This is a genomic window from Promicromonospora sp. NPDC090134 (assembly GCF_044746965.1).
In the GTDB taxonomy this organism is placed as follows: Bacteria; Actinomycetota; Actinomycetes; order Actinomycetales; family Cellulomonadaceae; genus Promicromonospora.
Genome location: NZ_JBIVCZ010000003.1, coordinates 67306 through 79107, shown reverse-complemented (window position 1 = coordinate 79107; position 11802 = coordinate 67306). Strand labels below are relative to the sequence as shown.

Sequence of the window (11802 nt, the reverse complement as noted above, 5' to 3'; positions counted from 1 at the left end):
GTCGCCCCGCCGGCGCGCTGTCGCCCACGCGCCCCCCGCCGTGTCGGCCGTCTGCATCGAGGTCGGCACAGGCCTGTGCCGACCTCGATGCAGACTGCCGACCGCGCGTGCTGACTGCCGACCTCACCGGTGTACGGTGAGAGAGTGCCCGAGGCAACCGAGTTCCAGAGCGGGCGTCGGCGGTACGACGTCGGGCGGTGCGCACGACGAACCAGCAGGCGAGCCGCGGGGTGACCGGCCCCGACCAACCCACCGGCCCGGACGGGCCCGGCGACCAGCCCGCCCCCGAGCCCGCCCGGTTCGACGGCAGGCTCATCGCGCCGATGGTCCTCGGCTCGGTGCTCAACCCGCTCAACACCTCGCTGCTGGCGGTCGCGCTCGTGCCGATCGGACTGGCGTTCGGGGCGCCGCCGTCGGACACCGCGTGGCTGGTCAGCGCGCTCTACCTCGCGTGCGCGGTGGGGCAGCCGGTGGTGGGCCGCATGGTCGACACCTACGGGCCGCGGCGGCTGTACCTCATCGGCACGGCGCTCGTCGGCGCCGCGGGTCTGCTCGGCACGTTCGCGCCGACGCTCGGCTGGCTGGTCGTGGCCCGGGTGCTGATCGGCCTGGGTACGTGTGCCGGCTACCCGGCGTCGATGGCGCTCATCAAGCGCGAGGGGCATCGCACCGGCGGACCCTCGCCCGCCGGGGTGCTGGCCACGCTGTCGTTCGCGAACCAGGTGATCGCGGTCGTCGGGCCGTCGCTCGGCGGGCTGCTCGTCGATCTCGGCGGCTGGCGCACGGTGTTCTCCGTCAACGTGCCGTTCGCCGTCGCCTGCCTGGTGCTGGGCGCCCTGTTCCTGCCGCGGGACGACGCCGCGGACGGTGTCCGGGTCCCGCGCCGCACCTGGGACGCCGCCGGGATCGCCCTGTTCGCCGTGTCGCTCACCGCGCTCATGCTGTTCCTCATGGACCCGGCGGCCCGCGCGCTGTGGCTCGTCGCGATCACGCTCGTCGCCGGAACCGGGTTCGTCCGGCGGGAGCTGCGCACGGTCGACCCGTTCCTCGACGTCCGGGTCCTGGGGCAGAACCGGCCGCTGCTGCTCACCTACGCCCGGCAGATGATGACCGGGATCGTCATGTACTGCGTGGTCTACGGCATGCCGCAGTGGCTGGAGCACGCGCGCGGGCTCTCGCCGTCGCACACCGGTCTGGTGGTGCTGCCGATGTTCGGCACGGCGATGCTGTTCACGGTGCTGACCGGGCGCAGCCCGGCGATCCTGGGCAAGCTGCTCGCCGGGTCGGCGGTCCAGGTGGTCGCCTGCGCCGCGCTCCTCCTGCTCGACGGCGGCACGGCCGTGCTCTGGCTGTGCGTCGTCATCGCGCTGCACGGCATCCCGCAGGCGCTGAACGGCCTGGCCAACCAGAACGCGCTGTACGAGCAGGCCACCCCGGAGCAGATCGGCGCGGCGTCCGGGCTGTTCCGCACCTTCATGTACGTGGGCGCCCTGTGCGCGACGGCGGCCACCGCCGCGGCCTACCGGCAGGAGCCCGACACCGCCGGCATGCACGCCCTCGCCCTGTTCGCGGGCGCCTGCGCGGCGGTGCTGCTCCTGACGGTGCTCGGCGAGCTCCTGCTCCGCCGCCGCCGCCGTCACGGTCACCGCCGTCGTCCCGACGGGACCAGGTAACGACCCGCGGCCGCGTCAGTCCGGGAGGACCGACCGTTCCAGGCCGCGCTCGCGGTAGTACGCCAGCAGGCGGTCCCACTCGATCACCCCGGCCGACCGCGCCCACGCCTCCCAGCAGCGCTCCAGCCGCGCGACGACGCCGGGGTGCGCACCCGCCAGGTCGTGCGTCTCGCCGCGGTCCGCGCCGACGTCGTACAGCTCCCAGGGCCGCCCGGCCTCGCGCACCAGCTTCCACCGGCCGCGCCGCACGGCGGCGTTCCCGAGGTGCTCCCAGAACAGCGGTCGCTCCACCGCCGCCGCGCCCCGCCACTGGTCGAGCATGCTCATGCCCGCCATGCCGTCGGCGTCGCCGCCCGCCGCGCCCAGCACGGTCGGCGCGACGTCGACCACGTGGCCCGGCCCCGCCGTCCGGCCCCCGCCCCGCACGCCGCCCGCCGGCCACGACGCGATGAGCGGGGACGCGATGCCGCCCTCGTGCACCCACCGCTTGTACCGGCGGAACGGGGTGTTCGACAGGTGGGCCCACGCCCGCCCGTAGCTCGCGAAGGTGTCCTCCGGCCCCGGGACGACGGCGGGGGAGTTGCCCACCCGCACCGCCCGCCCGTCGCGCGTCGTCGGCGGGGACACGTCCGGGGCGAGGCCGGACGGCGGCGGCAGCTCCTCCGCGCACGCCCCGTTGTCCGAGCAGAACACGACCAGCGTGTCGTCCAGCGTGCCCTGCGCCGCGAGCTGGTCCAGCAGCGCGCCCACGCCTCGGTCCATGGCCTCGACCTGCGCCGCGTAGACCGCCATGCGCTCCGCCTCCCACTCCCGGTCGGCCGTCTCCGCCCACGCCGGCACGCGCGGGTCGCGCGGCGGCAGGTCGGCGGCCGTGGCCAGGCCGAGGCGGTGCTGCGCGGCCAGCCGGCGCTCGCGGAGCCGGTCCCAGCCGGCGAGGTAGCGCTCGCGGTACTTTGCGACGTCGGACTCGCGCGCGTGCAGCGGCCAGTGCGGCGCGGTGTACGCGAGGTACAGGAACCAGGGCCGGCCGGCCTGGTGCGCCCGCTCCACGAACCCGCGCGCGTACCTGGTCAGGTCGTCCGTGAGGTAGTAGTCGCCCGCGGTGGCGGACGGTGGCAGCCGCTTCTCGCCCTGGACCAGCGGCGGGCGGTAGTAGCTGGCCGCGCCGGGCAGCACGCCGTAGAACTCGTCGAACCCGCGGCGCGTGGGCCAGGTCTCGTCGGGCTGGTCCGTGTGCGACGACAGGTGCCACTTGCCCGCGAGCGCCGTCGTGTAGCCGACGGCGCGCAGGCGCTCGGCGAGGGTGGGCGCCGCGGGGTCGGGCGAGCCGCGGTAGCCGTGCGGGCGGTCGTCGCTGGTGAGCACGCCGACGCCGACGTCGTGCGCGTGGCGGCCGGTGAGCAGCGCGGCGCGCGACGGGCTGCAGCGGGGCGTCGCGTAGAAGGAGCTCATCCGGACGCCGCGCCGGGCCAGGCGGTCCAGGGCGGGGGTGTCGATCTCGCCGCCGAACGCGCCGAGGTCGGAGAAGCCGAGGTCGTCGGCGAGGACGACCAGCACGTCGGGCCGGCGGGTCATGTGGCCCCCGCGATCCGCGCGTGGACCGTGCCGAGGCCCTCGATCCCGGCGGTGACATCCAGGCCCGCCGCGTACTGCTCGCGTGTGACGCGCACCCGGGCCGACGCGGACCCCAGCGTCACCACGTCCCCCGGGAACAGCGTGATCATGCGGGAGATCGTGGTCAGCAGCTCGCCCGGCCCGGCGGCGTACTCCGCCGTCGAGCAGCGGGCGGTGCCTGCCGCCGTCGTCAGCCACATCTCGCGCCCCCACCAGCCGGCCGGGTCGGGCAGGGCGGCGACGGGCAGGAGCGGGCCGGGGGCGGGCAGGACCACGTTGAAGCCGTCGGCCCAGCGCCCGTAGACGGCGCCGATGCCGCGCTCGCCGGCGCGGGCGGGCTCGGCGACGGCGTCGGTGAACGACTGGTCGCAGACCGAGACCAGGGGTGTGTACCCGAGCACCAGGTCGTCGAGCCCCGGCCCGCCGGGGGCCTCGGAGACCAGGCGGCGCACCACGAGCGCCAGCTCGACCGCGACGACCAGGTCCGTGGCGCGCGCCGGGACGTGCACGGCGCCGCCCACGGCACCGCCTGCGAGGTCGCCCGCCGCGTCGCCCGCGGACAGTGCGGAGGCCGGGCCGTTGAGGAAGCGGGGCACGGCGAGCCGCGGCAGGCCGTCCGGGTCGACGGCGCCCGCCGGGGCGGCGTTGCCGAAGGCGGTCCAGAAGTGCCGCGCCCGCGCGACCGACCAGTCCGCGGGCGCCCCGATCACCGTCGAGCCGGGCTCGGCGCGCTCGCGCAGCGCGAGCTCCCGCACGGCCCACGAGGGGTGCCGGGTCAGGTCGGGCGGCGCGGCCGGGGACGCCGGGACGTCGTCGGGCGCCACCACCGGGTTGGCCAGCGCCCCCACGCGCTCGATCTCGACCTCGAGCCGCGTGCCGCCGGCGACCTCGCCGGGCGTGACGGGCAGGCCGTCGATGCCCATGGTGCCGAGGTGGATCACGTCGCCCACGTGCAGCGACGCGAACGAGGAGTACCAGGCGAGCACCCGCTCGATGCCCAGCAGCGTGGCGCCGCTGTGCGCGCGGTCGCGCGTGCGGCCGGACTGCCGCGTCCACATCAGCAGGTCGTACGGGTCGCCCACCTCGTCCTTCGTGACGAGGTACGGGCCCATGGGGCACATGCTGTCGGCCTTCTTGCCGGCCCACGACGCCGTCGCCTGGAACAGCCAGTCCTGGTAGCCGGGCGGCAGCGTGTACCCGGTGCCGGCGTTGCCCGGCACGGCGGAGAAGTAATGGGTGCCGGACACGTCGTCCACCACGGTGTACCCCGCCACGTGCTCCATGGCCCGCTCGACCGGGACGTCCCGTCCCGCCCGGCCGATCACCACGGCCAGCTCCACGTTGTAGGCCATGGCGGGCAGGTGGTGGCCGTGCCGGACGACGACGGGCGCGCCGTTCCCGACCACCGCCCCCTGCGGCCGCTGGTGCCCCAGCGGGAACAGGTTGAGCAGCGGCACGCCCGGCTTGTTCCGCACGAACGACGGCGAGTTCGTCACCAGCCCCCAGCACAGCCGCGGCCGGGGGACCGGCGCGAGCAGCTCGACGCCGCCGTCCCGCGCGTCGCCGCCCGACCCTGCGCCGCCCGGGCCGCCGACGCGGTGCCCCGAGCGGGGCAGGATCGTCACGTCGGTCCGCGCCCGCTGCTCGACGGCGGCGGCGAGCCGGGACAGGGCCGCCAGGCCGGCGTCGTCCAGCGCGAGGAGGCCCACGAGCGTGTCCGGCCACGGCCCCGCGAGGAAGTGCGGGGCCGCGCCGGGGGCGGGGACGGGCGCGTGCGCCGCCAGCGCGGCCTCGGCGCGGACGGGCTCGACGAGCCACTCGCGGTCCGCCACGCCGGGGTCGCGCAGCACGACGCCCCAGCGCTCCGTGCCCTGGGCCAGGAAGCTGGCGAGCCTCACGGCTGTCCTCTCACGGCTGTCCGCTCACGACAGCTCCCCGGCGCCCGGGACCTCGATCGTGGCGCCGTCGGCGGTGAGGTACCCGGCCACGATCACCCGGTACCAGCGCCGCCCGTCGGACACGGCGAGCGTGGGGAAGGGGCCCAGCGCGTCGGGCACCATCACGAGCCCGCCCGCGACGGGCTCGGGCAGCTCGGCCACGGGGTTGGGCACGAGCTGCAGGCTGTGCGCGTGCACCCGGCGCATCCGCAGCTCCGCGGAGCCGAGGTCGCGCTCGTTGTCGGCGGTGGGCACCACGCCGTCGGCCCCGACGCGGACGGCGGCCAGCGCGTTCGCCTCGGGCGTCGCGGCCACCAGCTCGACGACGGCGGCCCCCGCCTCGCCGGCGGGCACCACCCGCACGCCGCCCTTCACGCCCGGCCCGGCGCCGGCGACCTGGGCGGACGCCGCCAGGAAGCTGCCGTAGGCGTCGCCGTCCGCGTACCCGTCGGCCGCGGTGGCCCGCACCACGGACGCCCCGTTCTTCGCGGAGGTGAGCTCGTGCTCGTTGTTCCCGGCGCTGCGCCGCTGCACGTAGCACCCCTCGCCCACGGTGCCCGCGAGCAGCACGGGCGCTGCGGCGTCCAGCGTGTTGCCGCTGATGGTGGAGCCGGTCAGGATCCCCGTCACCCGCACGGGCGCGTTCGCGGGCACCGTGTTGGTGCCGAACGCGTTGCCCATCACGGAGATCCCGGCGGCGTCGCCGGCGATCCGCACCGCGCCCCGGATCACGCTGCGCTCCAGGTTCCAGTTGTCGAACGAGTTGGCGGAGATCGTGATCTCGGACGCCGACTGCTCGAACGCGACCGGGTCGAGGTTGATCCAGTTGAAGGTGTTCCCGCTGATGGTGACGTTGTGCGCGTCCACGCCGCGGAACAGGATCGCGTTCGGGGGCCGGTTGCCGCCCGGCTCCACCCCGCCGCCGCCGATCACGTTGCCCGCGATCGTCAGGTTGGTGCCGCCCGCCGTGATGTCGATCGCCGGCCCGGAGGCGTGCTCCACGACGTTACCGACGATCGTGGAGTTGATGATGCCGCCGGCGAAGAACCGGCGGCCGATGTCGACCAGGTTGTTCGAGATCACGGCGCCCCGGAAGTTCTCGTTCTCCGCGCCGGTGGTCGCGATGCACTGGTTCATGCTGTGGAAGTGGTTGCCCTCGATGAGCCACTTGCGCATGCCGTAGGGCAGCAGGTGCAGGTCGCCGCCGCCGGTGCCGTCGGTGGGCCACTGCACGGTCAGGGCGGTCCCGGAGATCGCCACCAGGTTGTTGGTGAACACCAGTCCGCGCCCGATGTGCACCACCGCCTGGTTGAACGACACGAACGTGCACTCCGTGATCGTGGCGTCCATGTCGTCGGTGTTGTTGGTCCGGGCCGTGCGCACCGCCACCGAGCTGGGCGTGCGGGTCCGGGTGATGAACGACAGCCCGCGGATGCCGCACAGCGGGGCGTGCATCTCCAGGCCGGTGCCGTCGAAGTCCACGAGGATCAGCGACGTGCGCACGCCCATGGTGCCCTGGCCGGCCAGCACGATGCGGTTGAGGTTCATCGCCTCGGTGAACTCGGTGTCCCGCACCACGAGCGGCGCGGTGATGCGGTAGGTGCCCGGCGGGAACCAGACGATCTTGCTGAGCCGCTCGAACTGCGCGTCGATGGCGGCCTGGATCGCGGCGGTGTCGTCGTTGACGCCGTCGGCCAGGGCGCCGAACTCCTGCGGGGTGGTGGCGCCGGAGATGTCGAGCGTGGCCAGCGCGGGGTCGGAGAGCTCGGGCGGACCCGGCTCGGCCGGCAGCGCGGTCGTGGGGGACTGTGCGGTGGTGGGGGACTGTGCGGTGGTGGGGGACTGTGCGGTGGTGGGGGACAGTGCGGTGGTGGGGGACAGTGCGGCGGACAGCGGGGTGGACACGGCGCCTGCGGCGGTGGCGAGGCCGGCCAGGCTGGCGGTGCGGAGCATGTTCCGTCGGGTCACGGGCTGGTGCATCGTTGCTTTCCTTCCGTCGAGCCTTACGGGCTGAGCCTTCGTGGGGCGGCCCAGATGGGGGTGACTCAGGTAGGGGCACTCAGATGAGATGCTCCGCGAAGGGCACGAGAAAGGCGTGCAGCGCCTCCCGTTCGGCCCGGTCGCACGCGATCAGGGGTGGCGCGACGTGCGGGGGACACAGCCCGCGCCGGGCGAGCACGGCCTTGATCGCGGGGGTGCCCGGGCGCACCTTGTGCAGGCCCACCAGGGCGGTCAGCAGCTCCTGCAGGCGGGCCACTTCGGCGGTGTCGCCCGCGCGGTGCGCGGCCACGAGCGCGAGCGTCGCGCGCGGCGCGATGTTGCCGACGCCGGGCACGATGCCGTGCGCGCCCAGGTCCAGGGCGGCGGCGAGCTGGGTCTCGTCACCCTGCCCGACGGCGAACCCCGGCCGGCGCGCCGCGATCCCCACCAGGTGCCGCAGCAGCACGAGGTCGCCGGAGCTGTCCTTGATGCCGACCACGTGGTCGAGGTCGGCCAGCGCGTCGGCCAGGCCCGGCGTGATCGGGTTGCTGTACCGGGGCGCGTTGTACGCCACGACGGGCAGGCCGACGTCGGCCAGGGCCGCGAAGTGCGCCACCACCTCGTCGGCGCGGTGGTGGAAGTAGATCGGCGGGCTGAGCACCAGGGCGTCGGCGCCGGCCGCCGCGGCGGCGTCCGCCCGCGCCAGGACGTCGTGGGTACCGGCCGCCGTCACGTTCACCAGGACGAACCCGCCGTCGTGCCCCGCGCCGTGGTGCGGCGCGCCGGAACCCTGCCCGTCGAGGCGGGGCCCGCCGTTGTGCTGGCCGTTGCGATGACCGTCGTGGTGACCGTTGTGGTGCTCGGAGCTCCGGCCCAGAGCGCGCCAGTGCGCGACCACCCCGGCCGTGAACGGGCCGACGTGCGCGGCGGGCACCAGCGGGCCTTCGCCGTTGCTGCCGAACAGCATCAGGGTGCGCACACCGTGGGCGTGCAGGCTGTTCAGCAGCCGGCTCGCGCTCGCCGCCGCCGGTCGGCCGCGCACGTCCATGGGCGTCACGAGCGGCACGGTCACCCCGGTCAGGAGCGGTGTTCCGGTCAGCATCAGTACCCCTTGATCTCGGGCCAGTCGAGCTCGAACCCGTCGGCGACGAGCTCGGCCTGGAACGCGGCCAGCAGCGCGGCGTCACCGTGCACCTGGGCGGGCTCCACGCCCTGGGCCAGGCAGTGCGCCGCGAGCGCCCCGGCGGCCTCGCCGGCGTTCCACTCGACGGGGTGCAGGCGGTAGCAGCCGTTGGTGATGTGCGTGGTGCCGATGTTCTTCCCGGCCGCCAGCAGGTTGCGTACCCGCACGGGCAGCAGCGCGCCGAGGGGGATCCGGAACGGGCTGGACGGGACGTCCAGGTAGTTGTCCCCGCCGGTGCTGGGGTGCAGGTCGATCCGGTACATGCCCACGCCCACGGAGTCGGGGTAGGCCACGGCGCCGGCGGCGCCACGCACCGCGAGCGACAGGTCCTGCTCCACCACGGTGGTGCGCGCCTGGATGCGGCGCGACTCACGCACGTACGGCGCCTTCGCGAACCCGTCCTGGGTGCCCAGCACGTCCGGCCGCAGCCGCAGGCCCGGCCAGCCCGTGCCGCCGTCGGGCCGGGGCGCCTCGGTCTGCAGCCAGTAGAGCATGCTCAGCGACTGCTGCCGAGCGCCCAGCAGGTGCTTGTCGCGTTCGGCCTCGGGCACGGGGTCGTCCGCCGGGCCGACCAGCGGGCCGGGCAGGTAGTCGATCATGGGCCAGTTGACGAGCGTGACGTCGCTCGCGGCGAAGCCGGCCTCGAACTGCTCGCGCGCCACGACGCGGCGGAACTGCCACAGGTCGCGGTCGCCGGGGTCGGCGCTCTGGTCGGCCACGACCGGGCCGCCGGGCGCGTGCGGCACGAACGTGCGCACCAGCGGCTCCAGGGTGCGCGGATCCGGAGCGGTGAGGCTGAGCATGCGGTCGGGCCAGTACGGCGGCCGGTAGTCGTGCCAGAGCTCGTACTGCTCCGGCCGGTCCACCGTGTGGTCCTCGCCCTCGCGGTGCTCCACGGCGAACACCCACGAGAAGGCCTGCTGGTTGCCGGGCTGCGGATGAGCGGGGGCGCTCGGCTCCCCGGTCTCGTCCCGCGACTCGAACCCCGTGACGTGCTCGACGCCGCCCAGCGGCAGCAGGTCGCCGAGCTCCGTGGCGTCCAGCACGTAGGGCGCCGCGACCGTGACGTGGGCGCCGTCCGGACCCGTCAGGGTCACGGCCGCCACCCGGTCGCCGTCCGAGAGCACCGCCACCGGACGGTGCCCGAACAGGACCCGCAGCCGACCCGCGGCCAGGTACGGCGCCACCATCGCGTCCAGCACCGCGGCCGCGACCCGGGGCTCGTAGCACAGCCGGCTCACCCGGCCCAGGCCCGGGTTGAGGTCCACCACCCGGCGGGCCGACGGCGTCAGCGGGTACCACGTGCGGTAGTACTGCCGCACGCCCTCGCGGAACGCCCGGTAGGACCGCGTGCAGCCGAACTGCTCGATCCACGGGTGCTCGTCCGGCGGCACGCCCTGCGCGCTGAGCTGCCCGCCCAGCCAGTCCGTCTCCTCGGTCAGCACCACCGAGCGGCCGCGCCGCAGCGCGGCCAGCGCGGCGGCCACCCCGCCCGCGCCGCCGCCCACGACGAGCACCTCCGTGCCCAGCTCGTCGGTGGCCGGCTCGTCCGTGCCTGGCTCGTCCGTGCCCGGATCCCGCATCACCCCACCCCCTCCAGGTCGTGCGCGGCCCGCAGCAGCCCCTGCGTGTACGGATGCTCCGGCGCGGTGAAGAGCTGCTCGGCGGAGGTGTCCTCGACCAGCACCCCGCGGTGCATCACGGCCACCCGGTCGGCGATCTGCCGCACCACCGCGAGGTCGTGCGTGATGAACAGCAGCGACAGGTCGTGCTCGTCGCGCAGGTCCACCAGCAGGCGCAGGATCTGCGACTGCACCGACACGTCCAGCGCCGAGACCGCCTCGTCGCAGACCAGCAGCCGCGGGCGCAGCGCCAGCGCCCGCGCGATGCTGACGCGCTGCTTCTGCCCGCCCGACAGCGCGGACGGCCGCCGGTCCGCCACCCCCGGGTCCAGCCCGACGTCGGCCAGCACCCGCGCCAGCGCCGCACGCCGGTCCCCGGCCGGCGCCACCGACGGGTGCACCCGCCAGGCCTCGCGGACGATCGCGCCCACCGTCATGCGGGGGTTGAGCGACGACCCCGGGTCCTGGAACACCAGCTGCACCGCGCGGTGCAGCTCCGGCGACCGCCGCCGCACCGGGCCCAGTGGCCGCCCCTCGAACGTGATGGTGCCCTCCTGCGGCGCGACCAGCCCCAGCACGCACCGCGCCACCGTCGACTTGCCCGAACCCGACTCGCCCACCAGCGCCACGGTCTGCCGCGCGCCGACGTCCAGGTCCACGCCGTCGACCGCCCGCACCGTGGTGCGGCGCTCGCGGACCGACCGGCGCGGACCGGCGAACGTGACGCGCAGGTCGCGGATCTCGAGCACGTTCACGGCGTGACCTCCTCGGCGAAGTGGCAGGCGCTGAGCCGGCGGGGCGCGGGCCCCGCGCCGGTCTCACGCAGCGCGGGGACCTCCGTGGCGCAGCGCGCCCGCGCCATCGGGCAGCGGGGGTGGAACGGGCACCCGGACGGCGGGTCGAACGGGCTGGCGGGCGCGCCCGGGAGCGGCTCGGCGATCGCCGTCCGGCTGGTCACGGCCGGGACGTTGCCCGCGAGCGCCCGGGTGTAGGGGTGATGCGGGCGGTCGAGCACGGCGCGCGCGGGGCCCTGCTCGCAGACCCGGCCCGCGTACATCACCACCACGTCGTCGGCGACGTGCGCCATGACCCGCAGGTCGTGGCTGACCAGGATCATGGCCAGGCCCTCGCGCTCGCGCAGGTCGGCGAGCAGCGCCAGGATCCGCGCCTGGGTGGTGACGTCGAGCGCGGTGGTCGGCTCGTCGGCGATGACCAGCTCGGGCCGCCCGGCCAGCGCGATGGCGATCATGACGCGCTGCCGCATGCCGCCCGACAGCTCGTGCGGGTACGAGCCGGCCTGCCGCTCCGGCTCGGGCAGCCCCACGCGCGCCAGCAGCTCCAGCACGCGCGCCCGGACCTCGGCGCGCGGCCGGCCGGCGCGGCGCAGGATCTCGCCCACCTGGCGCCCCACGGTCTGGATCGGGTCGAGCGCCGCGGACGGGTCCTGGAAGACGACGCCGATCTCGCGCCCGCGCACCTGCCGTCGGCGGCGCTCGGGCGCGGTCAGGAGGTCCTCAGACTTCCACCGCACCTGGCCGGAGGCGACGGCGGCGTCCGGCAGCAGCCCGACGACGGCCATCGCCGTCATCGTCTTGCCGCTGCCGGACTCGCCGATCAGGCCCGTGGTGCGCCCCGCCAGGACGGTGAACGAGACCCGGTCGACCACCACCCCCGCGGGCAGGGTGACGCCGAGCCCGGTCACCTCGAGCATCGGGGTGGTGCTCCGCTCGGCGGTCACCACCGCGACGGACTGGTCAGCCATCTGTGCTCCCTCCCGCGAGTCAGCCCCGCGC

8 protein-coding genes are annotated in these 11802 nt (G+C 75.5%); 1 reads left to right on the top strand and 7 read right to left on the bottom strand.

Features of this window, described 5'->3' with window-relative positions; translation table 11 throughout:
- Nucleotides 1-197: 197 nt before the first annotated feature.
- On the top strand, nt 198-1673 hold the full coding sequence (locus ACIPN7_RS10020) for an MFS transporter (RefSeq protein WP_400540629.1): 1476 nt from the start codon (nt 198-200) through the stop codon (nt 1671-1673).
- Nucleotides 1674-1688: 15 nt separating this feature from the next.
- On the opposite strand, the gene ACIPN7_RS10015 is transcribed toward ACIPN7_RS10020, so the two are convergent.
- The 7 genes from ACIPN7_RS10015 to ACIPN7_RS09985 all read right to left on the bottom strand — a co-directional run bounded on the left by ACIPN7_RS10015 (nt 1689) and on the right by ACIPN7_RS09985 (nt 11771).
- Nucleotides 1689-3248, bottom strand: a complete 1560-nt coding sequence (locus ACIPN7_RS10015) for an arylsulfatase (RefSeq protein WP_400540626.1) — start codon at nt 3246-3248, stop codon at nt 1689-1691.
- Entirely contained in the window at nt 3245-5185 is a 1941-nt protein-coding gene (locus ACIPN7_RS10010) for a fumarylacetoacetate hydrolase family protein (protein WP_400540623.1), read from the bottom strand. The genes ACIPN7_RS10015 and ACIPN7_RS10010 overlap by 4 nt, the downstream gene beginning before the upstream one ends.
- 24 nt (nt 5186-5209) lie before the next feature.
- Entirely contained in the window at nt 5210-7204 is a 1995-nt protein-coding gene (locus tag ACIPN7_RS10005) for a glycosyl hydrolase family 28-related protein (RefSeq protein ID WP_400540620.1), read from the bottom strand.
- Between the two features lie 79 nt (nt 7205-7283).
- Entirely contained in the window at nt 7284-8306 is a 1023-nt protein-coding gene (locus ACIPN7_RS10000) for a dihydrodipicolinate synthase family protein (RefSeq protein ID WP_400540617.1), read from the bottom strand.
- Entirely contained in the window at nt 8306-9970 is a 1665-nt protein-coding gene (locus tag ACIPN7_RS09995; protein ID WP_400540614.1) for an FAD-dependent oxidoreductase, read from the bottom strand. Before ACIPN7_RS09995 ends, ACIPN7_RS10000 begins: the two co-directional genes overlap by 1 nt.
- Nucleotides 9970-10764: an ATP-binding cassette domain-containing protein gene (locus ACIPN7_RS09990; protein WP_400540611.1), complete on the bottom strand. Its 795-nt coding sequence runs from the start codon at nt 10762-10764 to the stop codon at nt 9970-9972. The genes ACIPN7_RS09995 and ACIPN7_RS09990 overlap by 1 nt, the downstream gene beginning before the upstream one ends.
- Nucleotides 10761-11771, bottom strand: a complete 1011-nt coding sequence (locus tag ACIPN7_RS09985) for an ABC transporter ATP-binding protein (RefSeq protein ID WP_400540608.1) — start codon at nt 11769-11771, stop codon at nt 10761-10763. Before ACIPN7_RS09985 ends, ACIPN7_RS09990 begins: the two co-directional genes overlap by 4 nt.
- Between the last annotated feature and the right edge of the window lie 31 nt (nt 11772-11802).

What these genes read in the sequence shown, in the direction of transcription:
- ACIPN7_RS10000 (WP_400540617.1), bottom strand. Translation starts at nt 8,306, where the DNA reads ATGCTGACCGGAACACCGCTCCTGACCGGGGTGACCGTGCCGCTCGTG.
- ACIPN7_RS09985 (WP_400540608.1), bottom strand. Translation starts at nt 11,771, where the DNA reads ATGGCTGACCAGTCCGTCGCGGTGGTGACCGCCGAGCGGAGCACCACC.
- ACIPN7_RS09995 (WP_400540614.1), bottom strand. Translation starts at nt 9,970, where the DNA reads ATGCGGGATCCGGGCACGGACGAGCCAGGCACGGACGAGCCGGCCACC.
- ACIPN7_RS10005 (WP_400540620.1), bottom strand. Translation starts at nt 7,204, where the DNA reads ATGCACCAGCCCGTGACCCGACGGAACATGCTCCGCACCGCCAGCCTG.
- ACIPN7_RS10015 (WP_400540626.1), bottom strand. Translation starts at nt 3,248, where the DNA reads ATGACCCGCCGGCCCGACGTGCTGGTCGTCCTCGCCGACGACCTCGGC.